The sequence below is a fragment of the Bradyrhizobium sp. USDA 3240 genome (genome assembly GCF_054063295.1).
Window position 1 is genome coordinate 8,689,318 of sequence record NZ_JBSSGD010000002.1, and the last position, 24,139, is coordinate 8,713,456.

At 64.8% G+C, this 24,139-nt stretch carries 18 protein-coding genes; 10 read left to right on the forward strand and 8 right to left on the reverse strand.

Going from position 1 to position 24,139, the window contains the following annotated elements; translation table 11 throughout:
• The first annotated feature begins 76 nt into the window (after positions 1–76).
• Complete coding sequence (locus tag ACVIGA_RS41540) at positions 77–1,705, forward strand: glycoside hydrolase family 17 protein (protein WP_456670563.1); 1,629 nt, start codon at positions 77–79, stop codon at positions 1,703–1,705.
• Here the strand turns inward: ACVIGA_RS41540 and ACVIGA_RS41545 are convergent.
• Together ACVIGA_RS41545 and ACVIGA_RS41550 are read right to left on the reverse strand one after the other, a co-directional pair.
• A complete protein-coding gene (locus ACVIGA_RS41545; protein WP_456670564.1) occupies positions 1,665–2,045 on the reverse strand; it encodes a hypothetical protein in 381 nt (126 codons plus the stop codon). The two genes, ACVIGA_RS41540 and ACVIGA_RS41545, sit on opposite strands and share 41 nt — an antisense overlap.
• Before the next feature lie 7 nt (positions 2,046–2,052).
• Entirely contained in the window at positions 2,053–3,534 is a 1,482-nt protein-coding gene (locus ACVIGA_RS41550; RefSeq protein WP_456670565.1) for a hypothetical protein, read from the reverse strand.
• Between the two features lie 183 nt (positions 3,535–3,717).
• Between ACVIGA_RS41550 and glmU the strand changes: the two genes are divergently transcribed.
• Both glmU and ACVIGA_RS41560 read left to right on the forward strand, forming a co-directional pair.
• Positions 3,718–5,076: a bifunctional UDP-N-acetylglucosamine diphosphorylase/glucosamine-1-phosphate N-acetyltransferase GlmU gene (gene glmU, locus ACVIGA_RS41555; RefSeq protein WP_456670566.1), complete on the forward strand. Its 1,359-nt coding sequence runs from the start codon at positions 3,718–3,720 to the stop codon at positions 5,074–5,076.
• A 241-nt stretch (positions 5,077–5,317) separates the two neighbouring features.
• A complete protein-coding gene (locus ACVIGA_RS41560) occupies positions 5,318–6,334 on the forward strand; it encodes an IS30 family transposase (protein ID WP_456670567.1) in 1,017 nt (338 codons plus the stop codon).
• Between the two features lie 59 nt (positions 6,335–6,393).
• Here ACVIGA_RS41560 and ACVIGA_RS41565 read toward each other — a convergent pair whose 3' ends face one another.
• From ACVIGA_RS41565 to ACVIGA_RS41575, 3 genes are all read right to left on the reverse strand, one after another.
• Complete coding sequence (locus tag ACVIGA_RS41565; protein ID WP_456670568.1) at positions 6,394–7,977, reverse strand: solute symporter family protein; 1,584 nt, start codon at positions 7,975–7,977, stop codon at positions 6,394–6,396.
• A gap of 15 nt (positions 7,978–7,992) precedes the next feature.
• On the reverse strand, positions 7,993–8,283 hold the full coding sequence (locus ACVIGA_RS41570) for a DUF485 domain-containing protein (RefSeq protein WP_456670569.1): 291 nt from the start codon (positions 8,281–8,283) through the stop codon (positions 7,993–7,995).
• 78 nt (positions 8,284–8,361) lie between these two features.
• On the reverse strand, positions 8,362–9,312 hold the full coding sequence (locus ACVIGA_RS41575; RefSeq protein ID WP_456670570.1) for a LysR family transcriptional regulator: 951 nt from the start codon (positions 9,310–9,312) through the stop codon (positions 8,362–8,364).
• Between the two features lie 259 nt (positions 9,313–9,571).
• On the opposite strand from ACVIGA_RS41575, the gene ACVIGA_RS41580 reads away from it, so the two are divergent.
• Complete coding sequence (locus tag ACVIGA_RS41580; RefSeq protein ID WP_456670571.1) at positions 9,572–10,636, forward strand: carbon-nitrogen hydrolase family protein; 1,065 nt, start codon at positions 9,572–9,574, stop codon at positions 10,634–10,636.
• A gap of 140 nt (positions 10,637–10,776) precedes the next feature.
• The gene (locus tag ACVIGA_RS41585) at positions 10,777–11,571 is read left to right on the forward strand and encodes an adenylate/guanylate cyclase domain-containing protein (RefSeq protein ID WP_456670572.1); all 795 of its coding nucleotides are present in this window, start codon (positions 10,777–10,779) and stop codon (positions 11,569–11,571) included.
• A gap of 217 nt (positions 11,572–11,788) precedes the next feature.
• Here ACVIGA_RS41585 and ACVIGA_RS41590 read toward each other — a convergent pair whose 3' ends face one another.
• A complete protein-coding gene (locus tag ACVIGA_RS41590; protein WP_456670573.1) occupies positions 11,789–13,003 on the reverse strand; it encodes a sensor domain-containing diguanylate cyclase in 1,215 nt (404 codons plus the stop codon).
• A 426-nt stretch (positions 13,004–13,429) separates the two neighbouring features.
• On the opposite strand from ACVIGA_RS41590, the gene ACVIGA_RS41595 reads away from it, so the two are divergent.
• From ACVIGA_RS41595 to ACVIGA_RS41605, 3 genes are all read left to right on the forward strand, one after another.
• Entirely contained in the window at positions 13,430–14,080 is a 651-nt protein-coding gene (locus tag ACVIGA_RS41595; protein WP_456670574.1) for a hypothetical protein, read from the forward strand.
• Positions 14,081–14,287: 207 nt separating this feature from the next.
• Entirely contained in the window at positions 14,288–16,114 is a 1,827-nt protein-coding gene (gene glmS, locus ACVIGA_RS41600) for a glutamine--fructose-6-phosphate transaminase (isomerizing) (protein WP_456670575.1), read from the forward strand.
• A gap of 197 nt (positions 16,115–16,311) precedes the next feature.
• On the forward strand, positions 16,312–17,097 hold the full coding sequence (locus tag ACVIGA_RS41605) for a DUF502 domain-containing protein (RefSeq protein WP_223975127.1): 786 nt from the start codon (positions 16,312–16,314) through the stop codon (positions 17,095–17,097).
• Positions 17,098–17,218: 121 nt separating this feature from the next.
• On the opposite strand, the gene ACVIGA_RS41610 is transcribed toward ACVIGA_RS41605, so the two are convergent.
• Complete coding sequence (locus ACVIGA_RS41610; RefSeq protein ID WP_456670997.1) at positions 17,219–17,506, reverse strand: GIY-YIG nuclease family protein; 288 nt, start codon at positions 17,504–17,506, stop codon at positions 17,219–17,221.
• Positions 17,507–17,629: 123 nt separating this feature from the next.
• The gene (gene recG / locus ACVIGA_RS41615; RefSeq protein WP_456670576.1) at positions 17,630–19,738 is read right to left on the reverse strand and encodes an ATP-dependent DNA helicase RecG; all 2,109 of its coding nucleotides are present in this window, start codon (positions 19,736–19,738) and stop codon (positions 17,630–17,632) included.
• A gap of 239 nt (positions 19,739–19,977) precedes the next feature.
• Here recG and ACVIGA_RS41620 point away from each other — a divergent pair, with 239 nt between their 5' ends.
• A complete protein-coding gene (locus ACVIGA_RS41620; protein WP_456670577.1) occupies positions 19,978–20,268 on the forward strand; it encodes an FAD assembly factor SdhE in 291 nt (96 codons plus the stop codon).
• On the forward strand, positions 20,265–23,783 hold the full coding sequence (gene mfd, locus ACVIGA_RS41625) for a transcription-repair coupling factor (RefSeq protein WP_456670578.1): 3,519 nt from the start codon (positions 20,265–20,267) through the stop codon (positions 23,781–23,783). Before ACVIGA_RS41620 ends, mfd begins: the two co-directional genes overlap by 4 nt.
• Positions 23,784–24,139 lie beyond the last annotated feature (356 nt).

The following is a 24,139-nucleotide window of genomic DNA, read 5'->3' on the forward strand; positions in this document are numbered from 1 at the left end:
GGACAACCATGGTATTGACCGATTCCTGGACTTGGCAGACGGGCTATGACCGGCTAATTCGACGGTCCCCCGGAGGATGGAACCGATTTCGCTTCGTACGCCGCTGGCGCTTCTCCTGATCTCGCTCGCTGTGATTGCATCCGTGTGGTGGTGGCTCGCCACGCCGATTACGCTCGCGCGTGCGCCGATCGATCCTGCCGCAAAGCTGCAATGCGTGTCCTACACGCCGTTCCGCGGCGCCCAGACACCGCTTGATCCCACCACGCAAATTCCGGTCGAGCAGATCGAGCAGGACCTCGCCGATCTCGCCAAGGTCACCGATTGCGTGCGGACCTATTCGATCGAGAACGGCCTCGACCAGGTCCCCGGCGTTGCGGCCAAGGTCGGGCTGAAGGTGATGCAGGGCATCTGGCTCAGCAGCAACCGCTTCAAGAATTTGCAGCAGATCGCGATCGCGGTCCGGCTCGCCAAGGAATATCCCGGTGTCGTCACCTCGCTGATCGTCGGCAACGAGGTGTTGCTGCGCGGCGAGATGACCGCCACCGATCTTGCCGGCAACATCCGCGCGGTGAAGGCGGCGGCGGGCAATCTCCCGGTCACCTATGCCGACGTCTGGGAATACTGGCTGAAGAACCGCGAGATCTATGACGCGGTCGATTTCGTCACCATTCACATCCTGCCGTATTGGGAGGACGTCCCGATCAAGGCGAAGTACGCCGCGGCGCATGTCGACGATATCCGCAAGCGGATGGCGGTGGCGTTCCCGGGCAAGGAGATCCTGATCGGCGAGACCGGCTGGCCGAGCGCGGGACGGATGCGGGAGGGCGCCTTGCCGTCGCGCACCAACCAGGCGCGGGTGGTGTCCGAGATCCTCGATCTCGCCAAGCGCGAGGGCTTTCGGGTCAACCTGATCGAGGCCTATGACCAGCCCTGGAAGCGCAAGCTCGAGGGCACCGTCGGCGGCAATTGGGGCCTGTTCGATGCGGTCAAGCGGCAGGTGAAGTACCCGCCCGGCGTTGCGATCAGCAATTACCCGGACTGGAAGCTGCAGATGGTGGGCGGCATGGCGCTGTCAATCGCCACCTTCCTCGCGGCCTGGTTGACGCTGCGCCGCCGACCCTGGACGCCGCGGCCGTCGGCCTGGATCGCGGTCGCGATTTCGGCGACGACGGCGGGGACGCTGCTCGGGATCGCCGGCGACAAGATGTACTATGAGAGCTACGGCGTCGGTGGCTGGCTGCATTGGGGCGTGCTGCTCGCTGCCGCGATCGCCTCGCCCCTGCTGACCGCGCACGCGTTGATCGCCGGGCGCTCGCTGCCGACCTTCCTCGAGCTGGTCGGGCCGCGCGACTATCGCGGCAAGGGCGCAATCGGCGCGTTGCTGGCGATCGTGCTGGTCGTCACCACGGTGATCGCGGCCGAAACCGCGCTCGGGTTCACCTTCGATCCGCGTTACCGCGATTTCCCGTATGCCTCGCTGACCATGGCCGTGGTGCCGTTCGCGCTGCTCACCATGCTCAATCGCCCGAAGGAAGGCATCCGGCCGCTCGCGGAATCCGTGTTCGCCGGCCTGTTGGCGATCGCCGCCGTCTACACGATCTGCAACGAGGGCACGATCAACTGGCAGTCGGACTGGACCTGCGTGATGTACCTTCTGCTCGCCGCTACGCTGTGGCGGGGGCGGGCCGCGCAAAACCCAGGATGAACAGCCCGATCGCAAGCCCCGACAGCACGACGTTGTAGAGCACGATCCCGAGCCCGGCTGCGATCAAGCCGACGGTGAGCAGCACGATCGACGGCCGCGTCAGGTTCAGCACCGCAATCACCAGCGCGGTGATCCCGAACACCGAGTTCTTGAACAGCACGGTCGACAGCGCGCGGGCCTTGCAGAGCATGGTCTGCGTGCCGGCGTCGCACGCCAGTGCAACCGGCGAGAATTCGATCGCGAGATACCGCACGTACAGCGCGTAACCGACAGTGATGAAGCCCACGACCATCAGGAACTGGACCTGATAGGGGGAGAGGCGGAACGGAGGTTTTGTCATCGCGGCACTATGGTCGGGAACGAGGTTTCGGACAAGGCTCGGCGAGACGCAGCGAAATTGGTTGAGAATTTGGCCGCAATCCCTTGCCGGGCATGATTATTGGCTGTTCCGCCGGAACATCGAGGAGATCGTTGTTCCTTCCGGCTTCTTTTCCTCGGCGACCCGGCTGCGGCGGTGGTGCGGCGGCGCGCCTCGGCGCGACACGCCGGTGCGGCGAAGCCGGCTTGGCGTCGGCAGGTGGCTCGTTCAGGGCCAGCCGCTGGCCGTCATAGATCGCCGTCTCGCAGGTCCGCTGGACCAGGCTGAGGCCGGCGCAAATCTTGGCGGCGGTTCCGGCGTCGTTCAGTGGCCCGGCCACCAGGCGCAACTGCATGCCGAGCCCGTTGCTGCTCTCCTTGATGACGATGATCGGCCGCAGCGCCGCCAGCGGCGCGTTGGCCTTCGACTTCAAGAGGCCGCGCCACAGCGCACGCAGTCCATTGACCGAATTTGCCGTGCCGAGATCGACGCCGAACTCGGTGCGCTGGATCTGCGCCTTCGGCGCATCCTCTTCAACTTCGGAGTCCGGATCCGGGGTGATCACCAGCGGCGGGATCGGCGCGGCGCTGACATCGTTGGCGGTCGGCGGCTTGGCAGCTTCGGTTGCCTTGTTCGGCGCGGGATCGCGCGACGCCATCAGCGGCCTGTCCACCCGCGTAGTCGCGGCTGCTGGCGCGGCCGGCTTTATTTCGTCGGTATTGGCCGCGGCGGCCGCGGCGCTCATCGGACTGGCAACCGATGGGGCGGCGGCAGAAACCGGCGGCGAACTCTCGGGGGCCGACGGCTTCTCCGTGGCAACCAGCGGCCTGCTCGTGGTGGCCATCGGCTTCTTGTCGGCCGCCATGGGCTTCTCGGTCGTAGCAACTGGCTTCTCGACCGGTGCCGGTGCCGGCGCCTTGCTGTCGATGGTTGCCACCACCTTGTCGGTCGCGACCGGCTTGTCCGATGCGGCAGGCGGCGTCGTTGCGATGGCGACAACGGCCGGTGCCGCCACCGCGGGCGCCGAATTGGCTGAAGCGGGCGGCGTGGCCGGCGCCGCTGCCGAGGATGGTGGTGCCGGCACGGCTGCCACCGGCTGTTTCGCGATCGTGCCGGTCACGGAGTCGAGACCCTGCTCCAGCGTGGTGACGCGCGAATACAGCCGGTCGCGGTCGCCGTTGAGCGTATCGATCGCGGATGCCAGCCGGCGCGTCTCGTTATGGCTCTCCTTCGCCAGCGTCTGCAACTGCTGGGCCTGTCGTGCGACATCGGATGCGGCGACCTGGTCGCGCCGCAGCGTCAGCGCCGACTGGTTGGTCATCACGGCGATGGTGACGGCGCCGACCGCAGCCACGCCCCACGACCCGAGCCGCCACAGCATGCGGCGATCGAGAGCATCCTCCTCGGCCAAAAAGCCGGTGCTGCTCTCGGCATCGAAATCCGCCGCCAGATTGTCGGGATCTTTGGCCAAAGCCCGCTTGGCCCTCCTCAAGGCCCGCCGAATCACGAGGCAAAGATTAACAGGAAATGGACCGGGAACTTGAATCTGAGGGGCCACGGAGGCGAATCGGTTTCTTCTGCCGGGGAAAACAATTAAAGACGGCCTCAAAGAAAGCGTTGCGCAGCAGATTGCGCGAACCGTCGAGGATACTGAATGACTGCGCGATCGAGCCTGACAGTGGTGCTTGCGGCTGGTGAGGGCACGCGGATGCGCTCGTCGCTGCCGAAGGTGCTGCACCCGGTGGCCGGACAGTCGCTGCTGGCGCATGTGCTCGATGCCGCAGCCTCCGGCGAGGGCTCGCAACTCGCGGTCGTGATCGGTCCCGACCATGAGGCGGTCGCCGCGGAGGCGCGCCGGGTGCGGCCCGACGCGCAGATCTACGTGCAGCGCGAGCGGCTCGGCACGGCGCATGCGGTGCTCGCGGCGCGCGAGGCGCTCGCCAGCGGCGCCGACGACCTCTTGGTCGCGTTCGGCGACACGCCCCTGATCTCGGCCGAGACCTTTGCGCGGATGCGCGCGCCGCTGCGCAACGGCGCTGCGCTTGCGGTGCTCGGTTTCCAGGCCGCCGACCCGACCGGCTACGGCCGGCTGGTGACCGAGAACGGCAGACTGGTTGCGATCCGCGAGCATGCTGATGCCAGCGCCGAGGAGCGCAAGATCACGCTGTGCAACGCCGGCGTGATGGCGTTCGGCGGCAGCAATGCGCTCGCGATCATCGAGAAGATCGGCAATGCCAACGCCAAGGGCGAATATTATCTGACCGATGCCGTCGGCATCGTCAGGGAACTGGGACTGGAGGCCGTCGTGATCGAGACCAGCGAAGACGAAGTGCGCGGCATCAACACCAAGGCACAGCTCGCCGAGGCGGAGGCCGTGATGCAGGCGCGGCTGCGCAAGCAGGCGCTCGAGGCCGGCGTGACCCTGATCGCGCCGGACACGGTCTATCTCGCCGCCGACACCAAATTCGGCAAGGACGTTGTGATCGAGCCGTTCGTCGTGATCGGACCGGGCGTTTCGATCGACGACGGCGCCGTGATCCATTCCTTCTCGCACATCGTCGAGGCCACCATCGGCAAGAAGGTGTCGGTCGGTCCCTATGCCCGGCTGCGGCCCGGCACGTCGCTCGGCGACGGCGCGCGGATCGGCAATTTCGTCGAGACCAAGGCCGCTGTGCTCGAGGCCGGCGTCAAGGTCAACCATCTCTCCTATGTCGGCGATGCCCATGTCGGCGCCAATTCCAATCTCGGCGCCGGCACCATCACCTGCAACTATGACGGTTTCCTCAAGCACAAGACGCTGATCGGCGAGGGTGCCTTCGTCGGCACCAACACCTCGCTGGTCGCGCCGGTCACGATCGGCAAGGGCGCCTATATCGGCTCGGGCTCCGTCATCACCAGGGACGTCCCCGACGACGCGATGGCGCTCGAGCGCAGCGAACAGTCGATCCGCGAAGGCGGCGCCGCGCGCTATCGTGCGGCGAAGCTCAAGGCGAAGGCCGCGAAGGGGAAGTGAGCGGCTGGCGTGATTGGCGTCATGCCGGCTCAACGGCTTCGCCACTGTGCCGGCAGAGCGGTGATAGATTTGGCCACGCAATCTCCCCAATCGTCGTCCTGGCGAAAGCCAGGACCCATAACCACGACATGTAATTGTGAGAGGGATTGGGGCCCCAGCGTCGCGCAGCAATTGGCGTAAGGGGTAATGGGTCCCCTGAGTTCACAAACGAAGTGCAACACTTCCTTGAGGAGGTGTTGCCATGGGGCGGACTTACAAGCAGCTCTCTCTGGACGACCGATGCGAGATTGCCTGTCTATCGGCCAATGGCAGCTCGGTCCGGCAAATCGCGGCAGCTCTGGATCGCTCGCCATCAACAATCTCTCGGGAACTGAGCCGTAATCGGAGCGTTCAGGCTGGCTACAAGCCAAATTATGCCCAGCAACAGATGCGAGCGCGGCGCTGGACGGGCGGACGCCTCGAACGGGAGCCCGTCCTGCGCCGCGCGGTGTTGCAACGCCTTCGCCGAGGTTGGTCGCCCGAGCAGATCGCCGGCCGGCTGGCGCGCGAGTGCGGGCACAAGGTGATCTCCCACGAGACCATCTACCGCTTCATCTATGGCCAACTCAGGCGCACCTCGGACTTCAACTGGCGACGCTACCTGCCGCGCGCCAAGAGCAAGCGCGGCCTCCGCGGCAAGCGAGGCGGCAGCCCCGCAAGCTTCATCGAAGGCCGTGTTTCCCTGGCAAATCGGCCCCTTGAGGTTGCCGACCGTAGCGTCGCCGGGCATTGGGAGGCCGATTTGATGATGTTCTCGAAGTACGGTCAGGCCGTGCTGACCGTGCATGAGCGCACCTCTCGCCTGCTGCTCGGCATCCGCCTTGCCAGCAAGGTTGCGCGCGGTGTCGCACGCCATCTCGTCCGCTTCTTCGCTGCCCTTCCACAAGAGCTGCGCCAGACCGTCACCTTCGACAACGGCACCGAGTTTGCCGGTCACCTGGCGCTACATCGCCTCTCGATCGAGACCTTCTTCTGCGATCCCCACGCGCCCTGGCAGAAGGGTGGTATCGAGAACGCCATCGGCAGGATGCGCCGCTTCATCCCTCGCAAAACGGATCTCGTAACCCTCTCGACCGCCAGATTCCGCCAGTTCATCGCCACCTACAACAACACCCCACGCAAATGCCTTGACTACCGCACGCCTGCGGAGTCCTTTGCCGATCAAGTGTTGCACTTCGAGTGTGAATCCACCTCCTGGCTTTCGCCAGGACGACACTGAATGTGTTGCACGATATGAGTTACCGCGCTATCGCGACATCTCACCCTGCGCGCCGCTGTTCAGGCCGCACTCTTTGCCCGGACAGGCTCATCAGTATTCGGCTGAACCGGTCCGAGCAGGATGCGCCGTTGCATCTCGTCAAAGGCGCGATCGGCGTTCTTCTCCCGTGTGACCAGCGATAGCAGGATCGCGACTGCGAACGACAGCGGCATGCTGACGATCGCCGGGTTGCGCAGCGACACGAACCACCATTGGTGCTCGACCGATGCCAGCGGCTTGCCGAGAATGTCGACCTGGATGGTCGGCGACAGATAGATCAGCACCAGCGAGCTCAGCGTGCCGACGAGGATGCTCACCACCGCCGCAGGTGTCGTGAAGCGGCGCCAGGTGATGGCGAGTACCAGCGAGGGGAAATTGGCGGCGCAGGCGATCGAGAACGCAAGGCCCGCCATGAAGGCGACGTTCTGGCCCTCGAACGCGATGCCGAGGAAGATGGCGAAGATCGAGATCATGACGGTCGCGACACGCGCGACCTTGAGCTGCTCGGCCTCCGAAGCGCTGCCGTTGCGGATCACATTGGTCCAGACGTCGTGGCAGAGCGTGGCGACGCCCGACAGCGTCAGCCCGGCGACGACGGCGAGCATGGTCGCGAACGCGACCGCACAGATGAAGCCGAAGAACGCATTGCCGCCGACCGTGAGCGCCAGCAGGGGCGCTGCCATGTTGCCGCCGCCTCCCGCCTTTGCCACCGCGTCGGCGCCGACCAGCACCATGGCGCCGAAGCCGATGATGAAGACCATCAGGTGAAAGACGCCGATCAGGCCGGTGGCATAGAGGATCGATAGCCGCGCGGCCTTGGCATCCTTCACCGTATAGGCCCGCATCAGCACATGCGGCATCGCAGCTGTGCCGAACATCAGGCCGAGCCCGAGCGAGATGGCGTCCCATTGGCCCGAGACCACCTTCGATCCCGGCTGCAGGACCTTGGTGCCGTACTTCTCCGACGCCGCGGCGAACAGCTTGAGCGGGTTCATCTCGAAATGGGTCAACACGAGGAAGGCGAGCAGGATGCCGCCGCCCATCAGCAGCGCAGCCTTCACCACCTGCACCCATGTCGTCGCCAACATGCCGCCGAACAGCACATAGACCAGCATGACGCTGCCGACCACGACGACCGACCAGGTGTAGGGCAGGCCGAACAGCAGCTTGATCAGCGATCCCGTCGCGACCATCTGGGCGATCAGGTAGAACAGGATGACGGCAAGTGTCCCGACAGCGCCGGCGAGGCGCACCGGGCGCTGGCGCAGCCGATAGGCCACGACGTCGGCGAAGGTGAAGCGGCCGACGTTGCGCAGCGGCTCGACGATCAGGAACAGAATGATCGGCCAGCCGACCAGCCACCCGATCGAATAGATCATGCCATCGAAGCCGTTCGAGGTGACGATGCCGGCGATGCCGAGCAGGGCGGCGGCGCTCAGGAAGTCACCTGCGAGGGCCCAGCCGTTCTGCCACGGCGTGACTTGGCCGCCTGCGGCGAAGAAGTGTTCGGTGGTGCGCGTGCGTCGCGCGGCCCAATAGGTGATCACCAGGGTCAACGCCATGAAGGCGAAGAAGAACCCGATCGAAAGCGTGCTGCTGCCCATCTTGCTCTGCTCCCTTCAGCGAAGATTGCGGATGCCGGCATCGAACACCCGGTTCGCCCACAGCACGTAGACCAGGCAGAGCGCGAAGGAGGAGATGATGACGAGCGGGCCGAGCACAATGCAGAGCGAAAGGCCGGGCACCAGGATGGTGCCGAGCAGCGGCTTGTCGAACGCGAACAGCCCCATGAAGCCGAAATAGATCACGATTATCGCGGCACTGAGCACGAGCGCGACTGTCAGCCGCTTCCTGGCCAAGGCGCTGACACTCGGCGCCGGATCGGAATTGCCGGGAATAACCACGTTCATGCTTGCCCCCTCAAAGCTTCAGCGCGCGCGACCTTGCGCCAATCGGACGAGCTTCAGCCGGGCTCCCGGGGAAGGGAACTATGGATTTTTGCAATCTGCCGTGCGCGGCTGCGGCAGGGCATCGCCCAGCGTGACCTGCATGTCGGGGTCCTGCTTCAGGGTATTTTTCAGAAACGCGCGGACCGCACGGATGCGCGGGGCAAATTGCAAGTCGCTGTGGACGTTGAGCCAGACCTCGCGAAAGGTGCCGGCGAGGGCGGGCAGCACGGGGATCAGGTCGGGCCGATCGTTAGTGGCAAAGCTCGGCAGCATGACGATGCCGAGGCCGCCCGCCGCGGCGTTCATCTGTGCAATCATGCTGTTGGAGTGGAAGGAGACCTTCGGCTCCTCGATGACGTCGGCGAGCCAGCGCACCGAATCGACCTGGATCAGATCCTCGATATAGGAGACGAACCAATGATCGGCGAGGTCGCGAAGGCTTGCAGGCGTGCCGTGATGGTCGAGATAGCTCTGGCTCGCGAATAGCCCGAGCCGAAACTTGCCGATGCGCTCGGAGATCAGGCCCGGACCGGGTGGCCGGAAGAACGACACGAACAGATCGGCTTCGCGCTTGTGCACGTAGACCGTCTGTGCCGATGTGACGAGCTCGACGGAGAGTTGCGGCGCGGTGCGACGCAGTTTCGCAAAGCGTTGCGCCAGATAAAGCGAGGCGATCCCCTCCATGGTGGCGAGCCGCACGGTCCCGATCAGCCCCTGGGTGTCGCTGGCGCTGGCCTCCTCACGAATGGCGATTACCGCGCTCTCGACCCGCTCGGCATGACGCAGCAAGCGCTCGCCGACTTCGTTGAGCTTGAGCCCGGTGCGGTGGCGTTCGAACACCGCGATGCAGAGCGAAGCTTCCATCTGGGCGATCCGCCGGCTCACGGTGGAATGATCCAGCCGCAGCCGCTTTGCGGTCTGACTCAAATTTCCGGCGCGAGCGGCGCAGAGGAAGACCCGCAAATCGTCCCAGTTGATCGTATCGAACATGACCTGCCTCCGGATTTACGGCCCCTGTCATCAAAGCAATTCCCGTTCCAACGCGCCGACGGCTCCGATCCTTCGCAACCGGCCTTGCGACAATTCCCATGCGTGCCGGGAAGGCAGGGATGATACCGCTTCGCCTCCCTGGCCCTAGAGCTTTTCCGTTCCGATTGGATCGGAACGGAGCTCTAGATCTTGTTTCGACGCGTCTTCTCGCGAACCGGTATCCACTTCGCGGGAAAACGCTCTAGCCGGAATTTTCGTCATGCTCCCTCGTTTCAAGGCTGCCGCCGTCCACGCCGCGCCCGTCTTCCTCGACAGCCGGGCGACCACCGAAAAGGCGATCGCCATCATGCGCGAGGCGGCCAGGGCCGGCGCCGAGCTGATTGCGTTTCCTGAAACCTACATTCCCGCCTTTCCGGTTTGGGCCGCGCTGTGGCCGCCGATCGACAATCACGATCTGTTCGTGCGGATGGCGGACCAGTCCGTGCTGGTGGACGGGCCGGAAGTGGCCGGGCTGTGCGCCGAGGCGCGCGGCCTCGGCGTCACCGTCTCGATCGGTATCAGCGAGCGCTCGGCCGTCAGCGTTGGCGGCCTTTGGAACTCGAACCTGTTGATCGGCGAGACCGGCGAAATTCTGGTTCATCACCGCAAGCTGGTTCCGACCTTCTATGAGAAGCTGGTGTGGTCGTCGGGGGACGGTGCGGGCCTGAAGGTCGCGGAGACGCGGCAGGGCCGGATCGGTGGGTTGATCTGTGGCGAGAACACCAATCCGTTGGCCCGCTTCGCGCTGATGGCGCAGGGCGAACAGGTGCACATCTCGAGCTGGCCGCCGATGTGGCCCACAAGGCGCCCGGCAGGCGGCGGCAATTTCGACAACGTCGCCGCCAACCGCATCCGGGCCAGCGCCCACTGCTTCGAAGCCAAGGTATTCGGGATCGTCACCGCCGGCTACATGGACCAGCCGATGCGGGCCTTCCTGATTGAACGCGACAGAACCATCGCCGACGTGATCGACCAGACGCCGCGTGCGGCGAGCTTCTTCGTCGATCCGACGGGTGGTGTCTTTGGCGACGAATTGCAGGACCAGGAAGGGATCGCCTACGCGGAGATCGATCTCAATCGCTGCGTCGAGCCGAAGCAGTTTCACGACGTGGTCGGCTACTACAACCGCTTCGATATCTTTGGCATGACCGTCGACCGCAGCCGACTGACCCCGGCGCGATTTCGCGATGACGAGCAGCCAATAGCGAAGGCGCAGGACGAGGCAATTCCGTCCGTCGACACTGACGCCGTATCGAGCGGGCAGAGGCGCGAATACCGGAGCTGACGAAGAGCTGGCTATCCGACGTCGCAGAGCCTGACGCTTTTGATCGGTGCGGAGACGAGCACCGTTGCCAATGCGGAAATCTATGGCTACGTTTTGCTCTAGGTTAGTCCCCAAGCGCTCGTTCGATCGGCCGGACGCTCATGCCCAAATTCCTTCGCATCGGAGTCCATCAGTCGAACGTGTCCGGATACACGTCGAAGGCATGGTGCATTCGACGGGCCGGCTCGACGGTCTTCCTGAAATGGGGCGCCGTGGAGGTTCAGGGCGCCGGCGCCGGGCGAAAGGTCTCTTGGACGTTTCCACCGCAGGAAAAAACCATTCGCTGCCGCACGGTGCAGCGCGCTCAGGACTACACCAAGGCCGCGGTCGCGCGGCGGCGCAGCCACAGCTATGAACCGCTGACGGGCAATATTGCGAACCGGCGTCGGACCTCCGACCGAGGCCCGGAACTCAAGCAGGCGCTCGCCACAATCCTCTTTGTCGACATCGTCCGATCCACCGAAAAAGCCGCGCGGCTGGGCGACTCGCGCTGGGCGACGGTGATGAATCACTACTACGCCGCCGTCCGCCGGGAACTGAAGGCCTTGCGCGGCAAGGAGGTCGTGACGACCGGCGACGGTGTGCTGGCGACATTCCGCGCGCCGGCGGCCGGGATCAGTTGCGCGACTGCGATCGTCAAGGCCGTGCGCACGCTCGGGCTCGAGATCAGGGTGGGATTACATGCCGGCGAATACAAGGTCAGCGGCGCGGAGGTGATCGGTCTTGCGTTTCACATCGGTGCGCGCGTCGCCGCCAAGGCGCGTGCCGGCGAGGTGCTGGTCTCGAGCGCGGTCAAGGACCTGATGCCAGGGTCAGCCATCCAGTTCAAGGATCGCGGCGCGCACCAGCTCAAGGGCGTGCCGGAGCGATGGCGGCTCTACCGGGTCGAACATTAGGGCGTCTTGAACGGACGCCTGGGTTGCAATCAACGCCGACCGCTAATCGCTCGTCATTCCCCGGTGCGCAATTGCGCACCTGAGGGCGCGCCCCTTGGCGCGAGCCCGGATCCATCAGGCCGCGGAATCGGTGGTGAAACGGATTCCGGGCTCTCGCTTCGCGAACCCCGGAATGACGATTAGAGATTGACTTGTGGAGATAATCCCGCGCCGCCGCTCAGGTGAAAGCAACCTCGATCCGGTTGTCGCACTTCGCGGTGATGCGGCAGGCCCGTGACAGCGCGTCGGCGGCGATCGCGAGCTTGAACTGATCGGGAATGCCTGAGATCGACAGCACCTCGATCGTCGCGGTCTCGCGCGACAGGCCGCGCACCGTGCAGTCGATCGTGGAATGGCCGGCGTTGAAGCTGATCTTGCCGGCCTTGAACACCCGCCGCGCGGTCGGCGCGATCGACGGCGCCCGCTCGACCCAGGCCAGCGCCTGATTGCGGCCGGCCTGCTTGGCGCCGTACATCGCAAGGTCGGCGTTGCGCAGCATGTCGTCGAAGCAGTTGCCGGGTGAGAGCACCGCGCCGCCAAGGCTGCAGGTGACACCGATCGTGCCGGCCGGCGTCTCTGTCCGCGTTGCCGCGACGGCGGCGCGCACCTTCTCGAGCACGCCCATCGCCTGGTCGAGCCTGGTGTGCGGCAGCAGGATGCCGAACTCTTCGCCGCCGAGCCGGCCGATCACGTCGGAGCCGCGCAACGCGCAGCGCGCGGCATCCGCGACCGCCGCCAGCACCATGTCGCCGACGGCGTGCCCATAGGTGTCGTTGACCTGCTTGAAGTGATCGACATCGAGCACGGCGCAGGCAAGCGGACTGAGATGCCGTGCGGCCAGCGCGGTGAGCCGTTCCCCTTCGCCGCGGAAGGCGCGCCGCGAGGAGCAGCCGGTGAGGCCGTCCTGCAAGCTCAGGTTCCGCAGCATCAGTTCATCGACGGCGATGGCGGCGAGGTCGGTCAGCATGCTGACCGCATCGGCATCGAACTCGCGGGGGCGCGTGTCCATCGAGCACAGGGTTCCGACGATCGCGCCTGAGATCCTGAGCTGCGCGCCGGCATAGAAGCGGATGAATGGCTTGCCGCGCACGAAAATATTGTCGGCGAGGCGCGGGTCGTATTGCGTGTCGGGAATGATGAGGGGATGGTCCTGCGCGATCGCAAAGTTGCACAGCGCAGGTCCGCGTGCGGTCTCGCGATCCGCCATGCCCTCAGAGGCCTTGAACCATTGCCGATGGCCGTCGATCAACGTCAGCGTCGACATCGGCACGCGAAAGATCTTGCGGCACAGCCCGGTCAGGCGATCAAAGGCGAGTTCGCGCGGCGTATCGAGGATGTCGAGTTCGGCCAGGACATCGAGGCGCTGCGTCTCACGGTCGTGCGTGGCTTGCATCAGGGTACCTCCGGCGGCGGCACCCTCTCCGAAAGCCGCTAATGACTGGTTTCGACGAATAAGCTGGGTTGCAGGACGGGCAATCAGCTATCGATCTTGGGAAATAGTGATGCGAATTCAGCCGCTTGGTTCATGACACGCGGGCGCATCGCGCAGTTTGCCACCCCCAACGAACTATCAACAACTTGCGCGTGCGAACCTCGTTCTTTCAGAGCGGTCTTCAGGTACGAATAAATCGAGACACATTACGGGTTGCCAAATGTCGTTACCGCACTTCGAGTATTATGATCAAAGCGCCTTACTTGAACGACTTACGACTGGCATTGCGCGATCAGAGCAGTCAGTCGTTTTTCTCGTCGGATCAGCTTTGAATGCTCCGATTGATGATGCACTTGGTGTTCCCAACGTCACGGGCGTAAGGGAACAATGCCGGCCAAAGACGCGCGATATATCAATTATTGCGCGCTCCGCTCCCACATGCATTGGACTAGGCTTGAGCACACCGAGGCTGTGAAATGGGCGGAAGCTGGCAAGGCGCTTAAGGATCGCACGAATGTTGATACGCGATTTAATACAGACCATGAGCTAGCTCTGGCCCGACGTGATGCTGGTTACCCAGAGTTGGCTATCGACTATTTTCTCAACGGCATTTCGGTCGATGAGATACTTGATCCTGACGAGTTTGATGAAAGTAAAGGCGAGTCGTTCTATGGCAATACGGGCCGTTGTTTGCACCTGATGGGAAAGATTGACGAAGCGCTAGTTTGCTACCGAAAGTCGGCGCTAGTTCTTCATCGATCTCCTCGGGGGCATGCCGAGAACAAAGCCTTCGTCCGGAATTGGATTGGCGAACTGCTTATCGCCAAGGGAGAGTTTTGCAACGCCAAAACGTTCTTAGAGGCCGCGGAGGCGATTTGGAACTTGGTGGCGCCGACGCGAGCTAGGGCGGTGAAGGAGAAGCTTGAAGACATAACGCCGCTTACTCGGGACTGCGCCCAGATCAGTGCCCTCGATGCGGAACGATACGTGGTGGCTTGGGTAAACGATCGCGCAAGGTACTTCGTCGGTCTGGGATAGTCCAATCGTAAGAGCCGCCTTCCTCCCGCTCCCGCGCTCTTGCCAAAATAGTTAGCCCCGATTAACCAGCCGGTCGCATCAACCTTGCCGTTTAAGACTGTCGCAATCGGCAATAATTATTGAGTATCTTGCGACCGGCGATTCCCGTTAAGGGACCGTGTCGCCGCTTTGGCAAATTTTCGGCGATTTTTGGGGACATTGAACCGCATGTGCGGCATCGTCGGCATTCTTGGACGCGCTCCGGTCGCGGAGCAACTGGTGGATTCGCTGAAGCGGCTGGAGTATCGCGGCTATGATTCAGCCGGTGTCGCCACGCTGGAGAACGGCTTGCTGGCGCGGCGCCGCGCCGAGGGCAAGCTGAAGAACCTCGAGACCCGGTTACAGGCCAAGCCGCTCGGCGGCCACACCGGCATCGGCCACACCCGCTGGGCCACCCACGGCAGGCCGACCGAGAACAACGCGCATCCGCACGCCACCGAACGCGTCGCCGTGGTGCATAACGGCATCATCGAGAATTTCCGCGAGTTGCGCGAGCAACTCGAGCATAAAGGCGTGGTGTTCTCGACCGAGACCGATACCGAGGTCGTGGTGCATCTGGTCGACGATCTGCTCAAGGGCGGCGTCGCGCCGGTCGAGGCGGTGAGGGCGGTGCTGTCGCAACTGCGCGGCGCCTTCGCGCTCGGCTTCATCTTCGCCGGCCAGGACGATCTGATGATCGGCGCCCGCAACGGCCCGCCGCTCGCGGTCGGCCATGGCGAGGGCGAGATGTATCTCGGCTCGGACGCGATCGCGCTCGGACCGTTCACCGACACGATCAGCTATCTCGAGGACGGCGACTGGGTGGTGCTGAACCGCAAGGGCGCCACGATCTTCGACAAGGACAACGCCATCGTCCACCGCGAGGCGATCAAGCACACGACGGCGACCGCTCTGGTCGACAAGGCGAATTATCGCCACTTCATGGCGAAGGAGATCCACGAGCAGCCGGAAGTGGTCGGGCACACGCTCGCCCGCTACGTCGACATGGCGACCGAGCGCGTCGCCCTGCCGGTCAAGCTGCCGTTCGACTTCAAGGATATCCAACGCATCTCGATCACGGCCTGCGGCACCGCGAGCTATGCCGGCTTCGTCGCAAAATACTGGCTGGAGCGGCTGGCGCGCGTTCCGGTCGAGCTCGATGTCGCCTCTGAATTCCGCTACCGCGAGGCGCCGTTGCGCAGGGGCGACCTTGCGATCTTCATCTCGCAGTCCGGCGAGACCGCCGACACGCTGGCGGCGCTGCGTTACGCCAAGTCGCAGGGCGCGCACACGCTCTCGGTCGTCAACGTGCCGACCTCGACGATCGCGCGCGAGAGCGAGACCGTGCTGCAGACGCTCGCTGGTCCCGAGATCGGCGTTGCCTCGACCAAGGCGTTCACCTGCCAGCTGATGGTGCTGGCCGCGCTCGCGGTTGCCGCCGGCAAGGCGCGCGGCGAGCTGTCCGATGCCGACGAGGCCAAGCTGGTGCACGGCCTCGTCGAGATCCCGCGTCTGATGTCGGAAGCGCTCACCTCAGAGCTGCAGATCGAGAAGCTGGCGCGCGAGATCTCGAAGTCGCGCGACGTGCTCTATCTCGGCCGTGGCACCAGCTATCCGCTGGCGCTGGAAGGCGCGCTGAAGCTGAAGGAGATCTCCTACATCCATGCCGAGGGTTATGCCGCCGGCGAGCTCAAGCACGGGCCGATCGCGCTGATCGACGAGCACATGCCGGTCGTGGTGATCGCGCCCTACGACAAGGTGTTCGAGAAGACCGTCTCCAACATGCAGGAGGTCGCCGCCCGCGGCGGCAAGATCATCCTGATGACCGACGCCAAGGGCGCCGCGGAGGCAACCATCCAGTCGCTGGTGACGATCGTGATGCCGGACATGGGGGCGACCTTCGCGCCGATGGTCTATGCCGTTCCGGTGCAGCTGCTCGCCTATCATACTGCCGTGGTCATGGGCACCGACGTCGATCAGCCCCGAAATCTGGCTAAATCGGTCACGGTCGAATAGCCGCAAGTGACGCTGTCACGCAGCCCTTCAAAAACCTGCTAGAATGGCTTAGCTGAGGGGTGCTGCGCGCCGAAGTTCGGGACAGGATCATCATCTCACGCTAGCCTTTTGTTTATGCACGGTCTTTTCGGAAATCCGCGGCGCACTTTTCCGGATCATGCTGGTGAGGACAGCCGCTTCGACGATCTGGAACAGCAATGACGTCCAACAAAGTGCCTCCCCACGCGCCAGGTGAACTGCCTCCGGACGCTCCCCGCGGGCTGATGGCGCGGTTCCGCAACTATTTCCTGACCGGCCTGGTGGTGGCCGGGCCGATCGCGATCACGTTCTATCTGACCTGGTGGTTCGTGAACTGGGTCGACAATCTGGTCCGGCCGTTCGTGCCCACGGCCTACCGGCCGGAGACCTATCTGCCGTTCGGATTGCCGGGTTCCGGCCTGATCGTCGCGGTCATCGCGCTGACGCTGCTCGGCTTCCTCACCGCTAACCTGATCGGCCGAACCCTGGTCGATCTGGGCGAGCGGCTGCTCGGCCGGATCCCCGCGGTGCGTGCGATCTATCGCGGCCTGAAGCAGGTGTTCGAGACGCTGTTCTCCGGCAACGGATCGAGCTTCCGCCGGGTCGGCCTGGTCGAGTTTCCCTCGCCCGGGATGTGGTCGATCGTGCTGATCTCGCAGGCGCCGAGCGCCGAGCTTGCGGCCAGTCTGCCTGGCGAGGAGGAGCACATCTCGGTGTTCCTGCCGTGCGCGCCGAACCCGACCACCGGCTTCTTCTTCTACGTGCCGAGGAGCAAGATCATCGAGATCGACATGAGCACCGAGGATGCCGCGACGCTGATCATGTCGGCCGGCGTGGTGCAGCCCGGCGCCAACGATCAGAAGCAGCGCGCCGCGGCGCTCGCCGGCATGGCCAACGCAGCGCGCGTCGCCAACCAGGCCTCGTTGCAGCCGGCCACTCAGCCCGCGCCGGCGAAGGTGGAGTAGGACCCTCCGCTCTATCCCCGTCATTGCGAGGAGCGAAGCGACGACGCAATCCATGGCTCCGCACACGCGGAACGATGGATTGCTTCGCTTCGCTCGCAATGACGACGGAGGGGACGGTGACCTAGATCAGCGTGTCGTAGAGGTCGTTCCAATCTGGATTCAGCGCCTCGATCAGCGCAATCTTCTTCGCGCGACTGCCGGCCTTGATTTGTTTTTCCCGCGTGATCGCGTCGTACATCGTTTCGTGAATCTCGTACCAGACCAGAATCTTGCATCCATATTTGGCCGAGAATCCCTTTACTAATCCCTCGCGATGCTCAAACGCGCGCTTGGGCGGATTGGCGGTGACGCCGGTGTAAATGGTGCCGTGACGTTTGTTCGCAAAGATGTATACGCACGGTTGTTTCATGGTGATCCCCCAGCCGTAAGCATACATCGTCATTGCGAGGAGCGAAGCGACGAAGCAATCCATGGCTCCGCATACGTGGATGGATGGATTGCTTCGCTTCGCTCGCAATGACGGGGCTGGCCGTTACCCCGCGCCGATCAGCGGCACCGCCTCGTCGCGCTCGTAGAGATAGAGCAGGCAGCGCAGCGCTTCGCCGCGCTCGCCCTTCAGCTTCGGATTGTCCTTCATGATCCGCAGCGCCTCGTCGCGGGCCTGGGTGATCAGCTGGCCGTGCACCTCGGAGCGCGCGATGCGGTAGCCGGGCAGGCCGCTCTGGCGGATGCCGAGCACGTCGCCTTCGCCGCGCAGCTTTAGATCCTCCTCGGCGATCCGGAAGCCGTCCGTGGTCTCGCGGATCACTTTCAGCCGCGCCTTCGACATCTCGCCGAGCGGCTCCTTGTACAGCAGGAGGCAGGTCGAGGCCTCCGAGCCGCGGCCGATGCGGCCACGCAGCTGGTGCAGTTGAGCCAGGCCAAAGCGTTCGGCGTTCTCGATCACCATGATGGTCGCCGCCGGGACGTCGACGCCGACCTCGACGACGGTCGTTGCGACCAGCAAGCCGATCTCGTGCGCGGCGAATTGCGCCATCACGCGATCCTTCTCGGTGCCCTTCATCTGGCCGTGCACCAGGCCCACACGATCGCCGAACCGCTGCTGCAGGCTCTCGAACCGCTCGGTCGCATTGGTGAGATGTTCGGTGCCCTCGGCCTCGGATTCATCGACCAGCGGGCAGATCCAGTAGACCAGCTTGCCGGCGCCGAGCGCGCGGCCGACGCCGTCTATGACATCCTCGATCCGGTTCATCGGCACCGCGCGGGTGTCGATCGGCTGGCGGCCGGCGGGCTTTTCGCGCAGCTCCGAGACGTCCATGTCGCCAAAGTATGTCAGCACCAGCGTGCGCGGGATTGGCGTTGCGCTCAGCACCAGCACGTCGACGGCCTCGCCCTTGGAGGTCAGCGCGAGGCGCTCGCGCACGCCGAAGCGATGCTGCTCGTCGACCACGGCGAGCGCCAGCGCCTTGTAGATCACGTCATCCTGGATCAGCGCGTGGGTGCCGACCAACAGGTCGATCTCGCCGGCTTCGAGCCGCGCCAACAGCTCGCGGCGTTCCTTGCCCTTCTCGCGGCCGGTCAGGATCGCAACCCGCATGCCGGCGCTCTCGGCGAGCGGCGCGATGGTCTTGATGTGCTGGCGCGCCAGGATTTCGGTCGGCGCCATCAGCGCGGCCTGCTTGCCGGCTTCGGCGACGGCGGCGGCCGCCAGCAGCGCCACCACGGTCTTGCCGGAACCGACATCGCCCTGCACGAGGCGCAGCATCCGCACCGGCTGGCGCAGATCCTCAATGATCGCCGCGACCGCCTGCTGCTGCGACTTGGTCAGCGCATAGGGCAGGGCGTCGATGATCCGGTTGCGCAGATGGCCGTCACCGGCGTTGCGCACGCCGGCGGGGCGGCGCAACGTGGCACGGATCAGCGCCAGCGCGAGCTGGCCGGCGAGCAGTTCGTCGAAGGCGAGCCGCGACCAGAACGGGCCGTCCGGCAGGATGTCGGTCAGCTCGACCGGAACATGGACGCGGGTCAGCGCCTCCCTGATCGGCGGGAAGTTGCAGCGGCGCAGCACGTCGGGACTGATCCACTCCGGCAGGTCCGGCAGCTTGGTCAGCGCCTGCGCAATCGCGCGGCGGAGCGAGCCGATCGCAAGCCCCTCGGTCAGCGGATAGACCGGGTCGATCCCGGACAGCTTTGCAAAGCCGGCTTCATCGATGACGCGGTCGGGATGCACGATCTGCGGGATGCCGTCATACATCGCCAGCGTGCCGGAGACGTAACGCTTCTCGCCGACCGGCAGCAGCTTCTCGACATAGCCGGGCTGGGCGCGAAAGAAGGTCAACACGACATCGCCGGTGTCGTCGCTGGCGTAGACGAGGTACGGCGCGCGCGAATTGCGCGGCGGCGGCGGACGATGGCGGTCGACGGTGACCTCGAGCGTGACCATGGTTCCGACCGCGGCGTCGCGGATCTTCGGCCGCGTGCGGCGATCGATCACGCTGGCCGGCAGGTGCAACAGCAGATCGACCAGCCGCGGCGTCTCGCTGCGGTCGAGCAGATAGCGCAGCAGCTTGTCCTGCTTCGGGCCGACACCCTGGAGGGTCGTGACCTGGGCAAACAGCGGATTGAGCAGGCTGGGGCGCATCGGTGTCCTCGCACACACGACTCACGTCATGCGCGGGCTCCTGTCCTCGACTCGATCGAGGATGACCCGCGCATCCATCTTCAAAAGAGGATGGATTGCCGGGTCAAGCCCGGCAATGACGGCATGCGCCCAAAGCATCTCCAAAACGCGGCAAAAGAGGGCTGACATCGGCCCCCGCCGTCGCTATATCAAGCCCGCCCGGCACGTCCGGGCTTTTGGCGTTTGATGGATTTTGGGACATGACGGGATCGACACGATCGAGCAGCGGGCTCGATGACCGCCGCAAGCGGCTTTTGTTTCGCTGCTGGCATCGCGGCACCCGGGAGATGGACCTGATCCTCGGCCGCTTTGCCGATTCGACCATCGCCGACCTGTCCGATCAGGAGCTCGGCGAGCTCGAGCATTTGATCGAGGTGCCGGACCCCGACCTCTATGCCGCGCTGACCGGCGATAGGGTGCTGGCTGCCGAGCATCAGACCGCGCTGTTTGCCCGCATCAAGGCGTTTAGGGTGGCGGATCCCAGCGCATGAAGCAGCCCATGAAATCCCCGGCCGCGATGCTCGCGCCCGGCCGGGTGCTGACCATCGCCAATGTCGCCGAGGGCGCCGAGGGGCTCGTCATCTCCGACCTGGCGCGCGCGATCGCCGCGCAGCCGAAGCGGTCGGCGGTCAGTCTCGCCGTGGTGTGCCGCGACGGCGCGCGGATGCAGCAGCTCGCCCGCGCACTGGAGTTCTTTGCGCCCGATATCGCCGTGATGCAGGTTCCGGCCTGGGACTGCCAGCCCTATGACCGCGTCTCGCCGCATTCCGGCGTTCTGGCGCAGCGGCTGACTGCGCTGGCGAAGCTGTCGCGGCTGGTCGGCTCCGACAAGCCGCTGATCGTGCTCACGACCGTGAACGCCGCCGTGCAGCGGGTGCCGGCGCGCGATCAGGTCGCAGCGCAAGCGCTGTCGGTTGCGCCCGGCAACGTGGTGCCGATGGATTCGGTCGTCGCCTGGCTCGAGCACAACGGCTACACCCGTTCGTCCACGGTGCGCGAACCCGGCGAATACGCGGTGCGCGGCGGCATCCTCGACCTGTTTCCGGCCGGCCTCGACCAGCCGGTGCGGTTCGACTTCTTCGGCGACTCCCTCGAATCGATCCGCACCTTCGACGCCGAGACCCAGCGCACGCTGCTCGACATGCGCGGGCTCGACCTTGTGCCGGTCTCCGAATTCCAGCTCACCACCGAGACGATCCGTCGCTTCCGCATGGGCTATGTCGCAGCGTTCGGCGCGCCGGGACGCGACGACCAGCTCTATGAAGCGGTCTCCGAGGGACGGCGCCATCCCGGCATGGAGCACTGGCTGCCGCTGTTCCAGGAGCGGATGGACACGCTGTTCGACTATCTCGACGGCGCAACGATCGCGATCGAGCCGCAGGGCGAGGACGCCGCGCGCGAACGCTTCACGCAGATTGCCGATTATTACGACGCACGGCGCGAAGCGCTGGAGCATCCCGGCAGCGGCGCGATCTACAAGCCGCTGCCGCCGGACAAGCTGTATCTGTCTGAGGCCGAATGGACCAGGCTGCTCGGCGATACGCCGCTGGCGCGGCTGACGCCGTTCGCGGTGCCGGAGGGCTCACCCGACGTGTTCGATGCCGGCGCGCGGCAGGGCCGCAATTTCGCGCCGGAGCGCGCCGACGGCAATGTCAACGTGTTCGAGGCCGTCGTCGGCCACATCGGCGCGCTGCAGTCGCAGCGCAAGAAGGTGATCGTCGCGCTGTGGAGCGAGGGCTCGCGCGACCGCATGGGCGCGATGCTGCGCGACCACAAGCTGCTCAACACCACCAGCGTCAACACCTGGCGGATCGTGCAGGCGACCCCGCGCAACGAGACCATGCTGGCCGTGCTCGGCATGGAATCCGGTTTCGAGACCGACGAATTCGCCGTCATCAGCGAGCAGGACATTCTCGGCGACCGCCTGGTGCGGCCGCGCAAGGCGAGCCGCAAGCTCGACAATTTCATCTCGGAGGTGACGAGCCTTGCGACCGGCGACCTCGTCGTTCACGTCGAGCACGGCATCGGCCGCTTCGTCGGGCTGCAGACCCTGGAAGTCTCCGGCGCGCCGCATGACTGTCTCGAGCTGCACTATGCGGCGGAGACCAAGCTGTTCCTGCCGGTCGAGAACATCGAGCTGTTGTCGCGCTATGGCTCCGACAGCGCCAATGTCGAGCTCGATCGTCTGGGCGGTGGCGGCTGGCAGGCGCGCAAGGCGAAGCTCAAGAACCGCATCCGCGAGATCGCCGGCGAACTGATCAAGATCGCCGCCGAGCGGCAGCTGCACGAGGCGCCGAAATTCCCGCTGCAGCCGCATGTCTATGACGAGTTCTGCGCGCGCTTCCCCTATGAGGAGACCGAGGATCAGCTTGGCGCCATCAATTCGACCTTGAACGACCTCGAGATCGGCCGCCCGATGGATCGCCTGATCTGCGGCGACGTCGGCTTCGGCAAGACCGAGGTGGCGCTGCGCGCGGCGTTCGCCGTGGCGCTCGAAGGCCGGCAGGTCGCGGTCGTGGTCCCGACCACGCTGCTGGCGCGGCAACACTCGCGCACCTTCACCGAGCGCTTCAAAGGTTTCCCGGTCAATGTCGCGCAGGCGTCGCGGCTGGTTTCGACCAAGGAGTTGAACCAGGTCAAGAAGGGACTCACCGATGGCAACGTCGACATCGTCGTCGGCACCCATGCGCTGCTCGGCAAGGCCATCAAGTTCAAAGACCTCGGCCTTTTGATCGTCGACGAGGAGCAGCATTTCGGCGTCAGCCACAAGGAGCGGCTGAAGCAGCTTCGCGCCCAGGTCCATGTGCTGACGCTGTCGGCAACCCCGATCCCGCGCACGCTGCAACTGGCGCTGACCGGCGTGCGCGAGCTCTCGATCATTGCCTCGCCGCCGGTCGACCGCCTCGCGGTGCGCACCTTCGTCGCGCCGCACGATCCCCTGATGATCCGCGAGGCGCTGCTGCGCGAGCGCTACCGCGGAGGGCAGGCGTTCTACGTCGTGCCGCGGATCGAGGACCTCGCCGGCGTCAAGGATTTCCTCGACAAGAACGTGCCGGAGATGAAGGTCGCGGTCGCCCACGGCCAGATGCCGCCGACCGTGATCGAGGACATCATGTCCGCGTTCTACGACGGCAAGTACGACATCCTGCTCTCGACCACGATCGTGGAATCCGGTCTCGACATCCCGAACGCCAACACATTGATCGTGCACCGCGCCGACATGTTCGGCCTCGCCCAGCTCTACCAGCTGCGCGGTCGTGTTGGCCGCTCCAAGCTGCGCGCCTATGCGCTGTTCACCTTGCCGGCGCAGCAGAAGATCACGGCGCAGGCGGAGCGGCGGCTGAAGGTGCTGCAATCGCTGGAAACGCTCGGCGCGGGCTTCCAGCTCGCCTCGCACGACCTCGACATCCGCGGCGCCGGCAATTTGTTGGGCGAAGAGCAGTCCGGCCACATCAAGGAAGTCGGCTTCGAGCTGTACCAGTCGATGCTCGAGGAGGCGATCATCAACCTCAAGGCCGGCGTCGCCGAGCCCGCCGCCGATCGCTGGTCGCCGCAGATCACGATCGGGATGCCGGTCCTGATCCCCGAGGACTACGTCAACGACCTCAGCGTGCGGCTGTCGCTCTATCGGCGTCTCGCCGATCTCGAGACCGACGACGAGATCGACGCCTTTGCCGCCGAGATGCGCGACCGCTTCGGCGTGCTGCCGGACGAGGTGCGTTATCTGTTCAAGGTCGCCGCGATCAAGGCCTATTGCCGCCGGGCCAATGTGGGGAAGGTCGATGCCGGCCCGAAGGGCGCGGTGATCGCGTTCCGCGACAACAGCTTTGCGCATCCGGAGCGGTTGGTGACCTTCATCCGCCAGCACGGAAAGGCCGCCAAGGTGCGGCCCGACATGAAGGTGGTGTTCTTCCAGGAATGGGATACGCCGGAAGAGCGGCTCGCCGGCACCACGGAGATCCTGCGCCAGCTCGCCAATCTCGCCGAGAGCAAGAAGGCGGCATGAGGCTCACGCGCCCGGGAGGGCGCGGCTGTCGCATCGGGGCGAGGTGATCGGCGTTCCCGCAAGCTTGTCATGGCCGCGCTTGTCCCGTTCATGACTGTTCTGAAATGTCCAGAAACATTTGGAGAAGGCGGATCGTTCGCGGCGAGCGAACGGAATATCCAAGGCGGGCGCGACGGTCCCACATTGTGAATAACAGGCGAGGAACATTGGACTTTTGCCAATGCGACCTTGACGGCTTTTGCGCGAATTGTAAGTTGGTCGTGTATTTAGTTCAGATCGGCCTTTATATTTTGGATGACGTAGCAACTTGAATCTGGTTGGCGTCCCGCCAGCATTTCAACTGCTCTCCAAAACTC